Origin of the sequence: Enterococcus lactis (genome assembly GCF_015751045.1) — a bacterium.
GTDB classification, from domain to species: Bacteria; Bacillota; Bacilli; order Lactobacillales; family Enterococcaceae; genus Enterococcus_B; species Enterococcus_B lactis.
In genome coordinates this window covers 134,115-154,886 of record NZ_BNJW01000001.1, presented here as the reverse complement: position 1 = coordinate 154,886, position 20,772 = coordinate 134,115, and the positions used below count along the sequence as shown (strand labels likewise).

Sequence of the window (20,772 nt, the reverse complement as noted above, 5' to 3'; positions counted from 1 at the left end):
ACGTTAATTATGAGTAAAATTATCGGTATTGACTTAGGTACGACTAACTCTGCAGTAGCAGTACTAGAAGGAAACGAAGCAAAAATCATCGCTAACCCAGAAGGAAACCGTACAACACCTTCTGTTGTATCATTCAAAAATGGAGAAATCCAAGTAGGGGAAGTGGCAAAACGTCAAGCTGTGACAAACCCAAATACGATTTCATCAATCAAACGCCATATCGGTGAAGCTGGTTACAAAGTAGATGTAGAAGGCAAATCATACACACCTCAAGAAATCTCAGCAATGATTCTTCAATATATCAAAGGATTTGCAGAAGATTACTTAGGTGAAAAAGTCGAAAAAGCAGTTATTACTGTACCAGCTTACTTTAACGATGCACAACGTCAAGCAACAAAAGATGCTGGTAAAATCGCTGGTTTAGAAGTAGAACGTATCGTCAATGAACCAACTGCAGCTGCTCTTGCTTATGGTTTGGATAAAACAGATCGTGACGAAAAAATCTTAGTATTCGACCTTGGTGGTGGTACTTTTGACGTATCAATCCTTGAATTAGGAGACGGTGTCTTTGATGTATTGTCAACAGCTGGTGACAACCATCTAGGTGGGGATGACTTTGATAACAAAATCATCGACTACATGGTAGCAGAATTCAAAAAAGAAAACAGCATTGACTTGTCTCAAGATAAAATGGCGTTACAACGCTTGAAAGATGCCGCTGAAAAAGCGAAAAAAGATTTATCTGGCGTATCAAGCACACAAATCAGCTTACCATTTATCACAGCTGGTGAATCTGGACCATTGCACTTGGAAATGACATTGACACGTGCAAAATTTGATGAATTAACAGCTGACTTAGTAGAACGTACGAAAGTACCAGTACGTCAAGCACTAAAAGATGCAGGTCTATCACAATCAGAAATCGACGAAGTTATTTTGGTCGGTGGATCTACTCGTATCCCTGCAGTTGTAGAAGCAGTACGTAAAGAAACAGGAAAAGAACCAAACAAATCAGTTAACCCTGATGAAGTAGTTGCGATGGGTGCCGCTATCCAAGGTGGCGTAATCACTGGTGATGTAAAAGATGTTGTTTTACTTGATGTTACGCCATTGTCATTAGGTATCGAAACAATGGGTGGTGTATTCACTAAATTGATTGACCGCAATACAACGATCCCAACAAGTAAATCACAAGTGTTCTCAACTGCGGCAGATAATCAACCAGCAGTAGACATCCATGTATTACAAGGTGAACGCCCAATGGCTGCTGACAACAAAACACTAGGAAGATTCCAATTGACAGATATTCCAGCAGCTCCTCGTGGTATCCCACAAATCGAAGTAACATTCGATATTGATAAAAACGGGATTGTAAATGTATCTGCGAAAGATCTAGGTACACAAAAAGAACAAAAAATCACGATTAAATCTTCTTCAGGTCTAACAGACGAAGAAATCGAACGTATGGTAAAAGATGCAGAAGCAAACGCTGAAGCAGATAAAGCTCGTAAAGAGGAAGTTGACCTACGTAATGATGTAGACGCATTGCTATTCTCTGTGGACAAAACATTGAAAGAATTAGAAGGCAAAGTGGACGAAGAAGAAGTGAAAAAAGCAGAAACAGCTCGCGATGAATTGAAAGCCGCTGTTGAAGCAAACAACATCGAAGAAATGAAAACTAAACGCGATGCATTGAACGAAATCGTTCAAAACTTGACTGTTAAACTATACGAACAAGCGGCACAACAACAAGCTCAAGAAAACCCAGAAGCAGCTCAAGGCGGAGCAGATGATGTCGTTGATGCTGATTTTGAAGAAGTCGATGGCGACGATAAATAATCAGTTCACTGAATTTCGAGAGAAGGCCAAAGTTGCTACTTTGGCTTTTTCTTTTGAAAAATAGTTTGAAGTATCGGTTTTTGTTTCAAACAAAATATGATATGATAACAAGCGACGTGAAAATGATGAGAACCAATAGGAGGAAAGCCTATGGCAACAAAACGTGATTATTATGAAGTCTTAGGGCTCTCAAAAGGAGCATCAGAAGATGAAATAAAGAAAGCTTATCGTAAGCTTTCAAAAAAATACCATCCTGATATCAATAAAGAACCTGATGCGGAAGAAAAATTCAAAGAAGTATCAGAAGCTTATGAAATTTTAAGTGATCCGCAAAAACGCGCTGCATATGACCAATACGGGCATGCAGGTACAGATCCAAATTACGGTGCTGGTGGAGCTGGTGGCGGATTTGGTGGATTCGGCGGCTTCTCTGGCGGCGGCTTCGGTGGTTTTGAAGATATCTTCGACTCGTTCTTTGGAGGGGGAGGTCGTTCAGTCGATCCCAATGCGCCTCGTCAAGGTGCTGATTTGCAATATACGATCGACTTATCTTTTGAAGAAGCAATTTTTGGCGTAGAGAAAGAAATCAAGTACAATCGGGAAGAGATCTGTCATACTTGTGGCGGAAATGGGGCAAAACCAGGTACGCAACCAACTACTTGTCATAAATGCCATGGTGCAGGTACGATCAATGTAGAACGCCAAACACCTCTTGGACGAGTGATGAGCCGTCAAACTTGTGATGTTTGTCATGGTACAGGAAAAGAAATCAAAGAACCTTGTCCAACCTGTCATGGCTCAGGTCATGAGAAGAAAGCTCACTCAGTCAAAGTGAATGTACCAGCTGGGGTAGAAGAAGGACAACAAATGCGTTTAGCTGGTCAAGGAGAAGCCGGAGAAAACGGCGGACCATTTGGTGATTTGTATGTGGTCTTCCGTGTAGAAGAAAGTGATATCTTTGACCGTGAAGGCTCTGAAATTTACTATGAATTGCCTTTAAGTTTTGTACAAGCAGCTTTGGGCGATGAAGTCCAAGTACCAACTGTCCATGGAGATGTGAAACTGAAAATTCCTGCTGGTACACAGACAGGTACGAACTTCCGTTTACGTGGAAAAGGCGCTCCGAAGTTACGTGGTGGTGCAACAGGCGACCAACATGTCAAAGTAAAACTGATCACGCCGAAAAATCTAAATGAACAACAAAGAGAAGCGTTACGTGCATTCGCTGAAGCTGGCGGCATCAAAGTAGAAGAACAACAAGAAGATGGTTTCTTCGATAAATTCAAAGATGCTTTTGGCGGGAAAAAGCGGAAGTAGCTTTTCTAGTAAAAAACACAAGTGTCAAAAAGACTTACCAAAATTTTCTATTTCTAGAAAAAATTGGTAAGTCTTTTATTTTTTTATGTATTAACACTTAGTAATCCTAGTTTTCAATAGCGTTTATTAGGGGGGGGAAAGGAATATAGGAAATGAAACAAGGGGATGGCTATTACTTTCTATATTGATAAAAAGTTGTTAATGAGCCATTACTATACTTTGGTAAAATATGAATAAATAAAAAAGTCGATTGATTGAATAAATTTGTTTGAATTTCAAATATGTATAAAAATATATTTGTTTGAAAAATATTGTGAAAGGAGAATCTATTAGAAATTTTAATTTAAAAAAGTAAAAAATATGGAGGGAATCATTATGGAAGTTGCAAAAAGAGTATTGATAATTCTATTAACGACTAAAGCATTGTTATTGTTTTCTAGCTCGGTGCACGCGACGACAACGTTAAATAATATTGAAGTAGACGAAACTGTTCAAGAAGTGTTTACTAACTCCCAAATCAAACCTGAACAGCTTATTGATGATTTCACAAATAACAAAGTAATGGAACAAACTGATGTACTTCGCTCAGGTAGACGTGCATCATTCTATCGTGGGACTTTTATGATGTGGTTGCGTGATAATATAAATTTTAATATAAGTGGAGGAAGGGTGACAAGTAGTTCTGGATTTCAAGAAGCAGGTTGGATTTTTCCTAACATTGTTAGAACACGAGGTATTGTTCGTACGAGTACAGCAGCAACAACACATCTTTGGCGAGGAACAAAAACAATTGGAGCAGGAAGTGTTACTCCATGGGGGGATATAGTTATATATAACCATGATTATACTGATTATTATGGAGTACATGGTAATGGTGGTTCTACATGGTACTAATCTATTCAGGAGTTTGTCTATGAAACTTATTGATTTTTCTAAACGATTTGGGCAAAAAATCTTATTTGATCATCTGTCATTCACATTTGATCAAAATAAAATCTATTATCTTTATGGGGATAATGGCATTGGCAAAACCACTTTATTTCGCTGCATTGTCGGTATTGATAGCTACTCTGGAACGATTGAAAAAACAGGTAGTTGTTTTTGTGTTTTTGACTCCACCCCGTTTTACTTGAATCTAACTGGATTAGATAATCTGATTTTACTGACAAGAAATCGGCAAATAAAAGAACTAATCTCTAAACAAAAAATCGATTTTTTACCCCTTTCATTTTTATCGTATGTGAAAGTTAAGAACTATTCTCTGGGAGAAAAAAAGATACTTTCGCTGCTATTGCTATTGTTGCTTGCGCCCCGAGTTGTTTTATTAGATGAAGTGTTGAATGGATTAGATCAAAAGAATCGAAAAGTGCTACTTTATTGCTTAGTTCAGCTGAAAAAAGAAGCTACAGTCATCTTAAGTGGTCATGAAGAATATTACTTGGAAATGGCTGATGAGTTATTAAATGTAAAAAACGGAAAAATAGAACCTATCACGTCCGAGGATCTACGCAGCTTTTTTATTTCAACAAAAAGGAGGTAAAAATGCTTTTTGAATTTTATTATCAAAGACGTTCGAAAATATTTTACCTTTTTCTTTCAGTAATATTGTTGCTTTCTACTTTAATGTTCGTTTCTCAAATAATGCTCATTCAAAGTCACCTTCGTCATTTCCAATATTATGTAGAGGAAGCCTTGGCAAGGGGTGAAACGATCCAAGAAATACTTGAACAACCTTTTTCTATCAGTATGAACGAAAATACTGAAATAGTTGACAATCCGTTGAAATATCATTACGTTGCTTATCATTCCAGTTTTGCAGCTTTAAATGTCCAAAACGGGATCAATCAATTATTGTCTTCTTCGCTTTTTGTTCTCTTTCCTTTTTTTTCGGGGGTATACGGGATAGTAATAGCAAATGCAGATATCAAATACCATACAATGAAAATCAGGCGCTGTTTGGATTCTCAATGGCAAATCAATCGTCATAAGATAGGAGCAGGGTTTCTTAGTTTAACTATTTTTATACTTGCTTCTCTCAGTTTATTTTTGATGTTGCAGTCTTTTTCAAGATTTTTTGTTCAGGCTGACAAATCGACACAAATCGATGAAGCGTTAATTAGGCAAATATCTTATCTTGAGAAAGCGCCGCTTCAATTGAGTGTCCTATTGGGGTTCGCATTTCTTTCCTTTTTAGTTTGTTATTATTTTACAACAGTCGTAAAGAATTCTTTCCTCAGCCTATGTCTCTTAGGAAGCTATTTTCTTTTTTTGCCACCACTAGGAAAATATGATCTCAAGAATATTTTGTTATATCTATATCCTAAAATATTTAATACAAATGCTTCAACTTTTAGGATCAATTCGGGGACGAGGGTTGAGTTTGGTATGTTCCATGTGTGCATTCTGTGTGGAATGATTGTTCTATATGTATACTTGATGGAATTCGTGCAACAAAAATATAGTGTTATCACGGAAAAATAAAAAGGCTGAAACATAAGTCAAGTAAATAGGTCTCCAAGAGATAGGTGTATTTCTTTGTAACTTCATACATCAATCTTTTGGAGATACCTGTTTTCAGTGACTTTGTCTCAGTCTATAGAAGTAAATTTAAATATTTAATACTTTGTTCAAGAAATCTTTTGTCCGTTCATTTTGCGGATTTTCAAAAATCTGTTGAGGCGTTCCATCTTCTAAAAAGTTTCCGTCGTCAATGAACATGACGCGATTGGCTACTTCTTTAGCGAACCCCATTTCGTGCGTAACGATAACCATCGTCATACCTTGTTCTGCCAATTTTTTCATGACGTTCAAGACATCACCGACCATTTCAGGGTCGAGTGCAGAAGTAGGCTCATCAAAAAGCATGATGTCAGGATTCATCGCTAGAGCACGAGCGATAGCTACACGTTGTTTTTGTCCACCGGAAAGCATTTCAGGATACATATCTTTTTTATCTTCTAGACCAACTGTCTGTAGCAATTTGATTGCTTTTTTCTCTGCTTCTTCTCTGGATTCTTTCTTCAGATCCATCGGTGCTAAAATGATGTTTTCCAAAATAGAAAGATGAGGGAATAGGTTAAAGTGCTGGAATACCATTCCGATATGTTGTCTCACCAAGTTGATATCTGTGCTTTTATCCATCAAGTGGGCGCCGTCAATAATGATTTCACCGTCAGAAGGTTCTTCTAAACGATTCAAGCAACGCAAGAATGTACTTTTTCCTGAACCTGAAGGGCCGATGATACAGACGACATCTCCTTCGTTGATGGATACGTTGATGTCGTTTAATACTGTGTTATCGCCGTATTTTTTGACTAGATGCTCAACTAAGATTTTTTCTGCCATCTTACTTCACCTTCTTTTCTAAAACTTTCGCTAATTTTGTCAATGCTGTGATCAAGATCAAGTACATGATCGCGATGATCAAATAAACATACGTACTTTGTGTCGTACGTGCAACGATGATCTTACCAGTTTGTAGCAATTCGACTACACCGATTGCGGAAATGATCGTTGTATCTTTCAATGAGATAACGAACTGATTCACGAATGATGGAATCATGATGCGTATCGCTTGTGGTAAAATGATTTTTTGCATCGTCCGATTATAAGAAAGACCCAGACTTCTAGAAGCTTCCATTTGTCCGACAGGAACGGCATTGATTCCGCCTCGAACAATCTCTGCGATATAAGCACTTGCGTTAAGAGTCAAGGTGATAACACCAGCGATGAAGTCGGGGATCGTAAATCCAACGATACCAGGCAATCCAAAGAAAATAAAGAATGCAAGAACCATCATCGGAATCCCACGGATGATATCGACATAAATGCTAGCAACCGTGCGAAGCGCGCGTATTGGTGCTACACTGAATAATCCAAAAATCACACCGATCACTATAGCTAAAGCAAAGGAGATCAAAGTCAAGAGAATCGTTCGCCAAAGTCCTTTTAACAATGCTTGATAGTTGTTTTGGATAAGTCCAAGAAATGTCGATTCATCAGCTGCGGAAGAATCACTAGAAGATTCTGAACCATCTGCTACATATTCTTTGATGATCTTATCGTACTCGCCTGTTCTTTTTAATTCTTTCAATCCTTCATTGAACATATTAAGAAGTTCAGGGTTTTGCCCTTTTTTGACGGCAAATGCATACTTTCCGCCAGATTCTTTTTCAATCGGTGTTTCCAATTCTTGTCCTTGTTTGATCGCATAACCAATTACTGGATAATCATCCATCATGGCATCAATTGCGCCAACTTTCAACCCGTCATACAATTGATCTGCAGCATCAAAATATTTGATAGAATAGCCGTATTCAGATTCATGATCGCTTAAAAATTCTGCACTTTCGGTCCCAACTTTTGCTCCGACTGTTTTTCCTTTCAAATCTTCATAAGACTTGATCGAAGTATCGCCTTTTTTGACAGCTAATTGAATTCCGCTGTCAAAGTAAGAATCAGAAAAATCGTAGCTTTTCTTTCTTTCGTCCGTTACCGTCATTCCGGCAATCATCCCGTCTGCTTGTCCTGATTCTAAAGCTTGCAAAGCGGCGGAGAATCCACGATAGTCCATTCGGATGTTGAATCCTTGCAGTTTGGCGATGCTTTCCATCAATTTTACATCGATACCCTCGTACTCACCGTTTGCGTTTTGAAATTCAAATGGAGCAAAAGCAGAGTCGCTGGCAATTACGTATACGTCTTTTTTGGGCTCTATTTTTTGCATTGTCTCGCTTGTGCTTGACTCTGCTGTTGTAGTGTTGTCAGCTTGTGCAACATGACCAAACGCAAGTGTCACAAGTCCTGTCATTAAGAAAACAAATGAGTGAAATAAATGCTTTCTTTTCATAATCAACCTCCTAAATTTCCAATATTTTATTATTATAGGCGAAAAGTGCTGAATCAGACAAGACTGTAGGCTCGAAAAAATGAAAAAAATACGAGTTTCTAACATTCTATGTTATAAAACGTAACATAGATAATGAGAGAAAAAAGTGGCGAAAGTATGTTCGGTGTGGTATAATTTTTTAGTAAGGAATGCCTTTGCTTTCCTTTTCTTTTTATTGGTCGTAAAATGAAAAGGAATGAATGAAAAGGAGGACAAAGAATGATTGAAAGAGATACCTCCCGACGCTTTGAGCTTGTCTCGAAATACCAACCGGCTGGTGATCAGCCTGAAGCGATTAACCAATTAGTGGATGGCGTAGTCGGCGGGAAAAAAGCACAAATTTTATTAGGTGCGACTGGAACAGGGAAAACATATACGATTTCCAATCTTATTGAGAAAGTGAATAAACCAACACTGATTATTGCCCATAACAAAACATTGGCTGGTCAGCTGTACGGGGAATTCAAGGAATTTTTCCCTAACAATGCTGTTGAATATTTTGTTTCTTATTATGATTATTATCAGCCTGAAGCTTATGTGCCTTCAAGCGATACGTATATCGAAAAAGATTCAAGTGTAAATGATGAGATCGATAAATTACGACATTCGGCTACTAGTTCATTATTAGAAAGAAATGATGTGATCGTCATTGCATCCGTTTCATGTATTTTTGGATTAGGTTCGCCTTTTGAGTATCAAAAACAAGTCGTTTCGATTCGACAAGGAGCAGAATTAGATCGCAACCAGTTGATTCGTGACTTAGTCAGTATCCAGTTCGAAAGAAATGATATAGATTTTCAGCGCGGTCGTTTTCGAGTGCGTGGTGATGTCGTGGAGATTTTCCCGGCTTCAAGAGATGAACGTGCCTTACGAGTGGAGTTTTTTGGAGATGAAGTCGAACGTATCCGAGAAGTCAATGCGCTGACAGGTGAAGTTTTAGGAGAAACGGAACATGTAGCAATCTTTCCGGCAACTCACTTTGTGACGAATGACGAACATATGGAGCATGCCGTAGCGAATATCAAAGCAGAATTAGAGCAGCGTTTAGCTGTTTTACGAAATGAAAACAAACTTCTAGAAGCTCAACGTTTAGAACAGCGAACCAATTACGATATTGAAATGATGTTAGAAATGGGCTACACTTCAGGAATCGAAAATTATTCCCGGCATATGGACGGACGTAAAGAAGGCGAACCGCCTTATACGCTATTGGATTTCTTTCCTGAAGATTTTTTGATCGTGGCTGACGAATCGCACGTGACCATGCCTCAAATCAGAGGAATGTATAATGGCGACCGAGCGAGAAAACAGATGCTAGTAGATTACGGTTTCCGTTTGCCATCTGCTTTAGATAATCGGCCGCTTCGTCTAGAAGAATTTGAAAAACATGTCAATCAGATCATTTATGTCTCTGCGACACCAGGACCATATGAATATGAACAAACAGATACCGTTATCCAACAAATCATCCGTCCGACAGGGCTGCTTGATCCAGTAATCGAAGTCCGCCCAATCATGGGACAAATCGATGATCTAGTAGGCGAAATAAATGAACGGGTCGAAAAAGATCAACGGGTGTTTGTAACGACATTGACGAAAAAAATGGCAGAAGACCTCACAGATTATTTCAAAGAATTAGGAATCAAAGTCAAATATCTGCATAGCGACATCAAAACGTTGGAACGAACAGAGATCATTCGAGATCTACGATTAGGCGAATTTGATGTGTTAGTCGGAATCAATTTGCTTCGTGAGGGATTAGATGTACCTGAAGTTTCCCTTGTTGCTATCTTGGATGCAGATAAAGAAGGCTTTTTACGTAGCGAACGTTCCTTAGTCCAAACGATTGGGCGAGCTGCTCGTAATGAAGAAGGTAAAGTAATCATGTACGCAGACAAGGTGACGGATTCTATGCGTTTAGCGATGGATGAAACGTCAAGACGTCGTACAATTCAGCAGAAGTACAATGAAGAACATGGGATCGTTCCAAAAACGATCATTAAAGAAATCCGAGATTTGATTTCTATTACGAAAGAATCGGAAGATGATACAAAAGAAGCGGTACAAGTCTCGTACGAAGAAATGACGAAGGAAGAAAAAGACACATTATTGATGAAATTAGAAAAAGAAATGAAAGATGCGGCAAAAACTTTGGATTTTGAAACAGCCGCTAATGTACGAGATATGATTTTAGAATTAAAAGCTTCGAAGTAGGAGGACAACATGGCTAACGATAAAATTACGATTCATGGTGCACGTGCCCATAACTTGAAAAATATAGATGTCACGATTCCACGAGACAAATTCGTGGTCGTTACAGGTTTGTCCGGTTCTGGAAAAAGTTCCTTAGCATTTGATACACTGTATGCCGAAGGACAGCGGAGATACGTAGAAAGTCTTTCTGCGTATGCCCGCCAGTTTTTAGGTCAAATGGATAAACCAGATGTAGACAGCATCGACGGATTGAGTCCGGCGATTTCTATTGATCAGAAAACAACAAGTAAAAACCCTCGTTCGACAGTAGGTACTGTGACGGAAATCAATGACTATTTACGCTTGTTGTTTGCTCGTGTAGGACATCCGATTTGTCCCAACGATCATATCGAGATTACCAGTCAATCAGTAGATCAAATGGCAGATCAAGTAATGGATTTGCCTGAGCGCACAAAGATCCAAGTATTGGCACCGATCGTGGTAAAGAAAAAAGGACAACATAAAAAAATATTCGAAAGAATCCAAAAAGAGGGATACGTCCGCGTTCGAGTCGATGGTGAAATCTATGATTTAAGTGAAGTGCCTGAGCTGGAGAAAAATAAAAAACATGATATCGCGATCGTCATCGACCGGATCATTGTGAAAGAAGGGATTCGTTCTCGTCTATTTGATTCTTTAGAGGCAGCCTTGCGACTGGCAGATGGCTATGCTTTGGTTGATGTGATTGGCGAAGAAGAAATGTTGTTTAGTGAACACTATGCTTGTCCTTATTGCGGATTTACTGTTGGTGAACTAGAACCAAGACTGTTCTCCTTCAATGCGCCTTTTGGAGCTTGTCCAGACTGTGACGGTTTAGGCGTCAAATTAGAAGTCGATCAAGATTTAGTCATTCCAGATAGAACGAAGACGCTTAGTCAAGGTGCAATCGTTCCATGGAACCCAATCAGCTCTCAATATTATCCTCAAATGTTAGCGCAGGCTTGCGAAAGTTTCGGTATCGATTTGGATACACCATTCGAAGAATTACCGGAAGAACATCAGGAGATCATCTTAAATGGGACAGATGAACTTTTCCATTTCCATTATGAAAATGATTTTGGTGGCGTTCGCGATGTAGAAACAACTTTCGAAGGAGTATTGAAAAATATCGAACGTCGTTATCATGATACGAACAGTGATTTCACGCGTGAGCAAATGCGTCTTTATATGACCGAATTGACTTGTCAGACGTGTAAAGGTTATCGTTTGAATCCTCAAGCATTATCTGTTCAAATCAATGGAACGAATATTGGGCAAACAAATGAATTGTCTATCCAAAAAGCAGTAGACTTCTTCTCAAACCTTACATTATCTGAACAAGAAAAAGTGATTGCCAAACCGATTTTAAAAGAAGTAAATGACAGACTTTCATTCTTAGAAAATGTCGGATTAGACTATCTAACCTTGAGTCGTGCTTCTGGAACGTTATCTGGAGGAGAAGCACAGCGAATCAGATTGGCTACGCAAATTGGATCGAATCTTTCTGGAGTTCTGTATATTTTAGATGAACCATCGATCGGATTGCATCAACGCGATAATGATCGACTGATTGGCTCATTGAAGAAAATGCGTGATCTTGGCAATACACTCGTTGTGGTCGAACATGATGAAGATACGATGTGGGCAGCAGATTATCTGATTGACGTCGGACCTGGAGCAGGGGAACAAGGCGGACAAATCGTTGCTGCAGGTACTCCTGAAGAAGTAGCTAATGATGAAAATTCTTTGACAGGGAAATATCTTTCAGGGAAAAAATCGATCCCGGTGCCAAAAGAACGCCGTAAAGGTAATGGGAAAGCAATCAAGATTACTGGTGCTTCAGAAAACAATCTGAAAAATATCAGTGTCGAATTTCCTTTAGGAGAATTTGTAGCAGTAACAGGTGTGTCAGGTTCTGGAAAGAGTACATTGGTCAATAGTATCTTAAAGAAATCATTAGCGCAGAAATTAAATAAGAATTCTGCCAAGCCAGGTAAATTCAAGACAATTTCCGGCTACGAAAGTATCGAAAAGATCATCGACATCGATCAAAGCCCAATCGGACGGACGCCGAGAAGTAATCCAGCGACTTATACGAGTGTCTTTGATGATATCCGTGGGTTATTTGCTCAAACAAACGAGGCAAAAATGCGGGGATATAAGAAAGGTCGTTTTAGTTTCAACGTAAAAGGCGGTCGTTGTGAAGCGTGTCGTGGGGATGGGATTATTAAGATCGAAATGCACTTTTTGCCTGATGTCTATGTTCCTTGTGAAGTATGTCATGGCAAACGATATAACTCTGAAACATTAGAAGTACATTACAAAGGAAAAAGCATTGCAGATGTTTTGGAAATGACGGTAGAAGATGCTGTAGAATTCTTCAAGCATATTCCAAAGATCCATCGCAAACTGCAAACGATCGTTGATGTTGGCTTAGGGTATGTGACGATGGGACAACCAGCAACGACATTGTCCGGCGGCGAGGCGCAACGGATGAAACTTGCCAGTGAATTACACAAAATCTCTAATGGAAAGAATTTCTATATTTTAGATGAACCAACGACTGGTCTTCATAGCGACGATATCGCCCGTTTGCTGCAAGTGTTACAAAGATTAGTAGACGCTGGTAACACAGTTTTAGTGATCGAACACAATCTAGATGTAATCAAAACAGCCGATCATATCATTGATTTAGGACCAGAAGGCGGAGAAGGCGGAGGAACGATCCTTGCGACTGGAACTCCAGAAGAAATCATTGATGTAAAAGAAAGCTATACAGGTCACTATTTGAAAAAAATAATGGTATAAAGAAGAAAGATTGCTGAGATAGTTAAAAAAACATAAAAAAATGAATTTTTGCTTGTTTTCTTAATACCAGTGTTCTAGAATCATTACATGGTAGTTCTTTCTACACTGATTGGTATAGATAAAAACTTCCTATAAGTTCAATCCGTTCAAAAAAGAATTGAGCAATCGGAGGAGTTTCCTTTGATTGCTTTTTTCTTTATGGTATGATATTCCTTGTGTAGTTAGAAAAGAAAAACAAGAGATTATGAGTAAGTGAGAGATAATGATGAACAGTATTGAAAATGAAGAATTTATCCCTATATTATTAGGAAGCGACATGAACGTTTATGGTATGGCACGTTCTTTTAATGAAGCATACGGCAAAGTCTGCCAAGCATATGCTTCTGATCAATTAGCCCCTACCCGCTACAGTAAAATCGTCAATGTAGAAGTCATTCCAGGATTTGATAAAGACCCTGTATTTATCGAGACGATGCTTCGTTTGGCAAAAGAAAGATATTCTGATAAGAGTAAAAAATATCTTTTGATCGCTTGTGGTGATGGGTATGCAGAATTGATCTCTCAACATAAGCAAGAGCTGTCAGAATATTTTATCTGTCCGTATATTGATTATTCTTTATTTGAAAGACTGATCAATAAAGTAAGCTTTTATGAAGTTTGTGAAGAATATGATCTTCCGTATCCTAAAACATTGATTGTCAGAGAAGAAATGTTAGTAAATGGACGCTTAGAACAGGAATTGCCTTTTGAATTCCCGGTTGCTTTGAAACCCGCAAACAGTGTGGAGTACCTTTCTGTTCAATTTGAAGGAAGAAAAAAAGCGTTTATTCTAGAAACGAGAGAAGAGTTTGATTTGATCTTAGGTCGGATCTATGAAGCCGGTTATACTAGTGAAATGATCGTACAAGATTTTATCCCGGGTGATGATAGTAATATGCGTGTGCTAAATGCGTATGTAGATGAAGATCATCAAGTTCGGATGATGTGTCTTGGTCATCCACTGTTAGAAGATCCTACACCAGCATCGATTGGAAATTACGTTGTGATCATGCCAGATTATAACGAAAAAATCTATCAAACCATTAAAGCATTTTTGGAAAAAATCGAATATACCGGCTTTGCCAATTTCGATATGAAGTATGATCCTAGAGATGGAGAATATAAATTATTTGAAATCAATTTGAGACAAGGACGTAGCAGTTTCTTTGTGACATTGAACGGCTTGAATCTGGCTCGTTTCGTCACAGAAGATCGAGTGTTCAACAAACCCTTTGTTGAAACGACCTATGGAACGAATCAATCAGATAAAGCAAGATTATGGATGGGTGTGCCCAAAAAAATCTTTTTAGAATATGCTCGGGAAAATGAAGACAAAAAACTAGCTGAGCAAATGATCAAAGAAAATCGTTACGGCACTACTGTATTTTATGAAAAAGATCGGTCAATCAAGCGCTGGATGTTGATGAAATATATGTTCCATAACTATATTCCAAGATTCAAAAAGTATTTTCATGTGAAAGAAGGCTAGTTCATGGAGAATTTTTTCAGTATTTTAGGCGGAATGGGCACGATGGCGACAGAAAGTTTTGTTCGCTTGATCAACCACCGAACGAAAGCTACAAAAGATCAAGAATATTTGAATTATGTCTTATTCAATCATGCAACAGTTCCTGATCGTACAGCTTATATTTTAGATCGATCAGAAGAAAATCCAATGCCGTTTCTGCTGGACGATATTGAGAAACAAAATTTATTGCGACCAAACTTCATTGTGTTGACTTGTAACACAGCACATTACTTTTTTGAAGAATTACAAGCGGCAACGGATATTCCTATCCTGCATATGCCAAGAGAAGCAGCAAATGAACTTGTCCGTCAGCATACGACAGGGAGAGTAGCGATTCTAGGAACAGAAGGAAGTATGAAAGCTGGAATCTATGAACGCGAAGTCAAAAATCTTGGATTCGAAACAGTGATTCCTGATACTGCGCTTCAAGAAAAAATCAATTATTTGATCTATCATGAAATCAAAGAGTCAGATCACTTGAATCAAGAACTCTACTATGAGATTTTGGAGGAAGCGGTAGAGCGATTAAACTGTGAAAAAGTTATCCTAGGTTGCACGGAATTATCTTTGATGCATGAATTTGCCGAAGATAACCATTACCCAGTGATCGATGCTCAATCTATTTTAGCGGATCGGACGATCGAACGTGCATTAGCTGAAAGAAATGAAGCATTAGATACAGTATCTGAAAAGTAGAAAAATCTTGGATTTGGGGCAAATATCCTAAAAGATATTTGGTCCAAATCTTTTTGTAAAAGAGAAAGAAAGCTGGTAATGATACGCCCGGAATGATATAATTTTATTATGTACAATGTGAGAGGGGTTCGTAAATATGACAGATAATTTGCAATTAGTCATCATAACAGGTATGAGCGGTGCAGGAAAAACAGTAGCTATCCAAAGTTTTGAGGATATGGGCTATTTTTGTATCGATAATATGCCACCTCGATTGATTCCAAAATTCTGGGAATTGATCAAAGAATCAGGTAAAGTCACAAAAATGGCTTTAGGAGTAGATTTACGTTCTCGTTCCTTCTTTGAAGAAATTCAAAACATGCTGATTGAAATCGAAAATACGAACTTCATCGACACTTCTATCTTGTTTTTAGATGCTTCGGACGAAGAACTAGTTGCTCGTTACAAAGAAACAAGACGAGTGCATCCGATGGCAATGGACGGTTTGATCACTGAAGGAATCCGTAAAGAGCGGGCAATATTAGACGACTTGAAAGCACAAGCTTCCGTGATCATTGACACCACGACATTGACACCACGACAATTACGCGAAAAAATCAACGAGTCTTTCAAGTCAAAGGGAGACCAAGGATTTCGAATTGAATTTGTATCATTTGGCTTTAAATATGGGTTGCCGATTGACTCTGATATCGTGATGGATGTACGTTTTTTGCCAAATCCTCATTATATTCCAGAACTAAGACCACTAACCGGTAAAGACCAGCCAGTCTATGATTATGTAATGTCCTTTGATGAAACACAATCTTTCTACCATAAATTCTTGGATCTTCTGGAAACTGTATTGCCTGGATATATCAAAGAAGGAAAAAGCAGCTTGACGGTTGCAATCGGCTGTACAGGCGGCCAACACCGTTCTGTGGCGTTGACTGAACGTTTGGCAAATGCTTTAGGAAAAACATATAAAGTCAATGTGACACATCGGGACAAGGATAAAAGGAAAGAGACGGTGAACCGGTCGTGAAAATGAAAACCTACCGGATAAGGAAACCAAAGATTGTAGTGGTTGGCGGTGGCACGGGTCTGCCGGTTATTCTAAAAAGTTTACGAAATCAGGGAGCAGATATCACGGCAGTAGTGACTGTTGCGGATGATGGTGGAAGCAGCGGCGCAATCAGAGAATCGATCGCTATGGCTCCTCCTGGTGACTTGAGAAATGTCTTAGTAGCGTTATCGGATATGCCGCAATTCTATGAAGATATTTTCCAATATCGTTTTAAAAAAGAAGATCAGTTCTTAGCGAATCATACGATCGGTAACCTGATCATTGCTGCAGTTTCCGAAATGCGAGGAAGCACATACGAGGCGATTCAATTATTAGCGAAAATGATGCATGTAGATGGACACGTCTACCCTTCTTCAGAAACGCCTTTGACCTTGCATGCGGTCTTTAAAGACGGAACGACTGCAGTAGGAGAATCTAAAATTGCGATTGATCGCAAAACGATCGATCATGTCTATGTTTGCAACACGAATGATAAAAGTGAAGCTAAAGCGGCACGAAAAGTCGTTTCAGCAATTATGGATGCCGACATGGTCGTTTTAGGTCCCGGCAGTTTATTCACTAGCATCCTTCCCAATTTAGTGATACCAGAAATTGGCGAAGCTATGATTAATACAACTGCTGAAACCGTGTATATCTGTAATATCATGACCCAAAAAGGGGAAACTGAACACTTCACCGATGCCGATCATATACGTGTCTTACACAAGCATTTGAAGCAGCCCTTTATCGACACGGTACTAGTTAATACGGAAAAAGTACCAGAAGATTATATGGACCCGGAAATCTATGATGAGTACTTAGTACAAGTTGCACATGATTTCCATGGATTGAGAAATGAAGGCTGTCGAGTGATTTCTACCGATTTCTTAGAATTGAAAGACGGTGGTGTCTTCCATGATGGAGACAAAGTGGTAGAAGAATTGTTCCGATTAGTTTTCGGTTCAAAATATTAAGCAATTTATTGTTGGAGAAAGGAGGAGAATAGGATGTCATTTGCTGCAGATGTGAAGAAAGAACTAACTGGTTTGGAAGTTCATCGAGAACATGCGAAAGCAGAATTAGCTGCTTTGTTGCGAATGAACGGCTCTTTAGGTATTGTGAACCAGCAGTTTATTTTGAACGTCCAAACAGAAAATGCTGCAATTGCCAGACGTATCTATTCTCTTTTGAAAGATCATTATCAGGTACGAAGTGAGCTACTCGTTCGTAAAAAAATGAAATTAAAAAAGAACAATGTCTATATCGTCCGCTTGAAGCAAGGCACAAAAGATGTGTTGATGGATCTTGATATTATGGATGGTATGATGTTCAATGGACACGTTTCGGACGAGATCATGGGGAATTCGCAAAAAATGCGTTCGTATTTACGTGGGGCTTTTATGGCCTCGGGTTCAGTCAATAATCCAGAAACAAGCCGTTATCATTTAGAGATATTTTCCATTTATGAACAGCATAACCAAGACATTTGCGATATGTTGAATTATTACGGACTGCATGCTCGAACGCTTGAACGACGCAATGGCTATATTTCCTATTTAAAAGGTGCAGAAAAGATTGCTGATTTCTTGACACTGATTGGTGCAACCAATTCGATGCTACGATTTGAAGACGTACGGATTGTACGGGATATGAGAAATTCGGTCAATCGCCTAGTTAATTGTGAGACAGCAAATTTGAATAAGACGATCGATGCGGCTTCTAAACAAATTGAAAACATCGAATTGATCGAAGCAAAGGTCGGTCTGCATGCCCTTCCTGAAAAACTTCAGGAAATTGCTGAACTCCGGCTTCAGCATCCAGAAGTCAGTTTGAAAGAGTTAGGGGAAATGATTCCCTCAGGTGCGATATCCAAATCGGGAATCAATCACCGCATACGCAAAATCAATGAATTTGCGGAAAAACTACGTGAAGAAGCAGTGTAATCCAATGTAAAAACTGATACATGAAGCAGAGATGCGGATGTATCAGTTTTTTTATTTGACAAAATATTACTTGCTTTTCTTTTCTTCTTCTGTCAAACTATAAATCCCTATTACTGCCCGTTGTTCGCCATAGATTTGTTTAAAAATCGATTTTAAAGGAGAAACAAGGATGACAGAGTATATTGAATTGATTCATGCACGAGAAAACAACTTGAAAAACATTGATTTGCGTATCCCAAAAAATAAAATTACTATCTTTACTGGCGTATCAGGATCTGGCAAATCTTCTATCGTTTTTGATACGATTGCACAGGAGGCAGGCAGACAGCTGAATGAGACTTTTAGTAGTTTTGCACGTAATTTTTTGCCTAAATATAGCAGACCTGATATTGATGAGATCAAGCATTTATCGACAGCTGTATTGATCAACCAGAAGAAACTGGGAGGAAATGCTTGATCCACTTTAGGTACTGCAACGGATATCCAGGCACTTTTTCGAATTTTATTTTCACGCTTTGCTGAACCGTCATTGGGTTATGCCAATGCGTATTCATTTAATGATCCTCAAGGTATGTGCCCTGTCTGCCAAGGAATTGGAAAAACGATAACATTGAATATCGATGCCGCCGTAGATGCGACACGCTCACTAAATGAAGGAGCAATCTTGCTTCCCAATTTCACGGTAGGGACTTGGTATTGGAAAATGTATGCAGAGACTGGTTTATTCGACCCAAACAAACCAATCTCCGAATACACATCAGAAGAATACGATCGATTATTGTATGGAAAAGCAGAGAGAATCAATATACCAAGTGCGGGAGATATGAATGTGACTTATGAAGGGATTGTCACTCGATTCATGCGAACCAATGTCCATACTGAAAAAGAAACAACGAAAAAAACAGCAAAGGTTCTTGAGACATATACCAAGATGGATACTTGTCCAGAATGCCAAGGAAAACGTTTCTCACCCGAAGTCCTAAACTCTAAAATAAACGGTTATAATATATACGATTTAACAGCAAAAGAATTATCTTCACTATTACAAATACTAGAAACGTTAGATAACAAAGAGCGTCATCCGTTGATTGCCAGTATCAAAAAACGTATCCAAGATTTGATTGATATTGGATTAGGCTATATGACATTGACACGCGAGACCTCAAGTTTATCTGGAGGGGAATCACAGCGAGTAAAAATGGTGAAGCAATTAGCTAGCAGTTTGACTAATATGATGTATATTTTTGATGAGCCAAGTACAGGATTGCATCCTAGAGATGTCCACCTACTTAATGATTTATTGAAAAAAATCCGGGATGAGGGGAATACAGTTCTGGTAGTCGAACATGATCCTGATGTCATCAAGGTGGCCGATCATATCGTGGATGTAGGACCTTATGCTGGAAGTCACGGCGGTGAGATCATGTATACTGGGGATTATGATGGATTACTGGATTCTGGTACGTTAACGGGAAACTATTTGCGACATCAATTACCAATCAAAAAAGAAGTACGGACATTTTCAGAAACCTTCATTAGCCGCCAGAGCTCTTTGCATAATTTAAAAAATATTCGTTTAGAAATCCCTAAAGGTGTATTTACCGTTGTTTCAGGGGTAGCTGGTTCTGGCAAGAGTACATTGGTCAATCATGTATTTGTAAAAGACTTTCCAGAAAGCCTACTTATTGATCAAAATCCAATCCATACGAACAAACGGTCAAATCCAGCCACATTCAGTGGAATCATGAATAACATTCGGAAAGCTTTTGGTAAAGAAAATCAAGTTGATGCTGGATATTTCAGCTACAATTCTAAAGGGGCTTGTCCAGAATGCAAAGGAACGGGTGTAATCGAGCTTAATCTATCCTTTATGGACAAATCAGAGGTAGTTTGTTCAAATTGCCATGGGAAACGCTATGATCCAGCTGTTTTGGATTATCGTTATCGTGGAAAAAATATCGTAGAAGTTATGGATATGACCATAGAAGAAGCACTTGAATTTTTTGATGAGAAAGAGATCCAGCGAAAGCTTGAGAATCTAAAAGAAGTTGGTATTGGTTATCTGACTCTTGGACAGCCGATGGATACCTTGTCTGGCGGAGAAGCACAAAGGCTGAAATTAGCTAATGAATTGAAAACAAATGGACAAATATACATTCTAGATGAGCCAACAACAGGACTGCATATGTCAGATGTCGAAAATGTGATTCGAATTATCAATAACTTAGTGGATAAAGGGAACACGGTCATTGTTATTGAACATAATCTAGATGTGATCCGAAGTGCTGATTGGATCATTGATCTTGGACCAGAAGGTGGATCTGGTGGTGGAAATATTCTTTATGAAGGGATTCCAGGAGGATTAAAGAACGCACAAACGATCACTGGAAACAATATCTGATTGAATACTGTTTAGTGGAGAGGTTGTGACAGAAGCTAC

The 20,772-nt window shown here is 38.7% G+C and carries 14 protein-coding genes and 1 pseudogene; 13 read left to right on the top strand and 2 right to left on the bottom strand.

From position 1 onward, the window contains the following. Window positions 1–9 precede the first annotated feature (9 nt). The 5 genes from dnaK to KFO35_RS00740 all read left to right on the top strand — a co-directional run bounded on the left by dnaK (window position 10) and on the right by KFO35_RS00740 (window position 5,637). Window positions 10–1,839, top strand: coding sequence for a molecular chaperone DnaK (gene dnaK, locus KFO35_RS00760; RefSeq protein WP_002292134.1), 1,830 nt, complete (start codon window positions 10–12; stop codon window positions 1,837–1,839). A 150-nt stretch (window positions 1,840–1,989) separates the two neighbouring features. Then, window positions 1,990–3,156: a molecular chaperone DnaJ gene (gene dnaJ / locus KFO35_RS00755; RefSeq protein WP_002292130.1), complete on the top strand. Its 1,167-nt coding sequence runs from the start codon at window positions 1,990–1,992 to the stop codon at window positions 3,154–3,156. Window positions 3,157–3,531: 375 nt separating this feature from the next. Next, the gene (locus KFO35_RS00750) at window positions 3,532–4,050 is read left to right on the top strand and encodes a hypothetical protein (protein ID WP_231401903.1); all 519 of its coding nucleotides are present in this window, start codon (window positions 3,532–3,534) and stop codon (window positions 4,048–4,050) included. 19 nt (window positions 4,051–4,069) lie between these two features. After that, window positions 4,070–4,696 carry an ATP-binding cassette domain-containing protein gene (locus KFO35_RS00745; protein WP_025477231.1) on the top strand — a complete coding sequence of 209 codons (627 nt, stop codon included), beginning with the start codon at window positions 4,070–4,072 and terminating at the stop codon, window positions 4,694–4,696. A 2-nt stretch (window positions 4,697–4,698) separates the two neighbouring features. After that, a complete protein-coding gene (locus KFO35_RS00740; protein ID WP_156271814.1) occupies window positions 4,699–5,637 on the top strand; it encodes a hypothetical protein in 939 nt (312 codons plus the stop codon). Between the two features lie 126 nt (window positions 5,638–5,763). Here KFO35_RS00740 and KFO35_RS00735 read toward each other — a convergent pair whose 3' ends face one another. Continuing rightward, window positions 5,764–6,501, bottom strand: coding sequence for an amino acid ABC transporter ATP-binding protein (locus KFO35_RS00735; protein WP_002292113.1), 738 nt, complete (start codon window positions 6,499–6,501; stop codon window positions 5,764–5,766). Window position 6,502: 1 nt separating this feature from the next. Next, window positions 6,503–8,005 carry an amino acid ABC transporter substrate-binding protein/permease gene (locus KFO35_RS00730; RefSeq protein WP_002292110.1) on the bottom strand — a complete coding sequence of 501 codons (1,503 nt, stop codon included), beginning with the start codon at window positions 8,003–8,005 and terminating at the stop codon, window positions 6,503–6,505. A gap of 258 nt (window positions 8,006–8,263) precedes the next feature. On the opposite strand from KFO35_RS00730, the gene uvrB reads away from it, so the two are divergent. From uvrB to KFO35_RS00685, 8 genes and pseudogenes are all read left to right on the top strand, one after another. Then, the gene (uvrB, locus tag KFO35_RS00725) at window positions 8,264–10,258 is read left to right on the top strand and encodes an excinuclease ABC subunit UvrB (protein WP_156271812.1); all 1,995 of its coding nucleotides are present in this window, start codon (window positions 8,264–8,266) and stop codon (window positions 10,256–10,258) included. 9 nt (window positions 10,259–10,267) lie between these two features. After that, the gene (gene uvrA / locus KFO35_RS00720) at window positions 10,268–13,084 is read left to right on the top strand and encodes an excinuclease ABC subunit UvrA (RefSeq protein ID WP_002314835.1); all 2,817 of its coding nucleotides are present in this window, start codon (window positions 10,268–10,270) and stop codon (window positions 13,082–13,084) included. 262 nt (window positions 13,085–13,346) lie between these two features. After that, window positions 13,347–14,612: a D-aspartate ligase gene (locus KFO35_RS00715; RefSeq protein ID WP_002320122.1), complete on the top strand. Its 1,266-nt coding sequence runs from the start codon at window positions 13,347–13,349 to the stop codon at window positions 14,610–14,612. Window positions 14,613–14,615: 3 nt separating this feature from the next. Then, window positions 14,616–15,347, top strand: a complete 732-nt coding sequence (locus tag KFO35_RS00710) for an aspartate racemase (RefSeq protein ID WP_002314836.1) — start codon at window positions 14,616–14,618, stop codon at window positions 15,345–15,347. A 136-nt stretch (window positions 15,348–15,483) separates the two neighbouring features. Then, complete coding sequence (gene rapZ / locus KFO35_RS00705) at window positions 15,484–16,368, top strand: RNase adapter RapZ (protein WP_156271810.1); 885 nt, start codon at window positions 15,484–15,486, stop codon at window positions 16,366–16,368. Further along, complete coding sequence (locus KFO35_RS00700; protein WP_002316327.1) at window positions 16,365–17,363, top strand: gluconeogenesis factor YvcK family protein; 999 nt, start codon at window positions 16,365–16,367, stop codon at window positions 17,361–17,363. Before rapZ ends, KFO35_RS00700 begins: the two co-directional genes overlap by 4 nt. A gap of 33 nt (window positions 17,364–17,396) precedes the next feature. Continuing rightward, window positions 17,397–18,332: a DNA-binding protein WhiA gene (whiA, locus tag KFO35_RS00695; RefSeq protein WP_002289698.1), complete on the top strand. Its 936-nt coding sequence runs from the start codon at window positions 17,397–17,399 to the stop codon at window positions 18,330–18,332. Window positions 18,333–18,501: 169 nt separating this feature from the next. After that, window positions 18,502–20,733, top strand: a pseudogene (locus tag KFO35_RS00685) (ATP-binding cassette domain-containing protein). The last annotated feature ends 39 nt before the right edge of the window (window positions 20,734–20,772 follow it).

Coding starts and splice junctions, on each gene's coding strand:
- dnaK (WP_002292134.1), top strand. CDS start 10: ATGAGTAAAATTATCGGTATTGACTTAGGTACGACTAACTCTGCAGTA.
- dnaJ (WP_002292130.1), top strand. CDS start 1,990: ATGGCAACAAAACGTGATTATTATGAAGTCTTAGGGCTCTCAAAAGGA.
- KFO35_RS00750 (WP_231401903.1), top strand. CDS start 3,532: ATGGAAGTTGCAAAAAGAGTATTGATAATTCTATTAACGACTAAAGCA.
- KFO35_RS00745 (WP_025477231.1), top strand. CDS start 4,070: ATGAAACTTATTGATTTTTCTAAACGATTTGGGCAAAAAATCTTATTT.
- KFO35_RS00740 (WP_156271814.1), top strand. CDS start 4,699: ATGCTTTTTGAATTTTATTATCAAAGACGTTCGAAAATATTTTACCTT.
- KFO35_RS00735 (WP_002292113.1), bottom strand. CDS start 6,501: ATGGCAGAAAAAATCTTAGTTGAGCATCTAGTCAAAAAATACGGCGAT.
- KFO35_RS00730 (WP_002292110.1), bottom strand. CDS start 8,005: ATGAAAAGAAAGCATTTATTTCACTCATTTGTTTTCTTAATGACAGGA.
- uvrB (WP_156271812.1), top strand. CDS start 8,264: ATGATTGAAAGAGATACCTCCCGACGCTTTGAGCTTGTCTCGAAATAC.
- uvrA (WP_002314835.1), top strand. CDS start 10,268: ATGGCTAACGATAAAATTACGATTCATGGTGCACGTGCCCATAACTTG.
- KFO35_RS00715 (WP_002320122.1), top strand. CDS start 13,347: ATGATGAACAGTATTGAAAATGAAGAATTTATCCCTATATTATTAGGA.
- KFO35_RS00710 (WP_002314836.1), top strand. CDS start 14,616: ATGGAGAATTTTTTCAGTATTTTAGGCGGAATGGGCACGATGGCGACA.
- rapZ (WP_156271810.1), top strand. CDS start 15,484: ATGACAGATAATTTGCAATTAGTCATCATAACAGGTATGAGCGGTGCA.
- whiA (WP_002289698.1), top strand. CDS start 17,397: ATGTCATTTGCTGCAGATGTGAAGAAAGAACTAACTGGTTTGGAAGTT.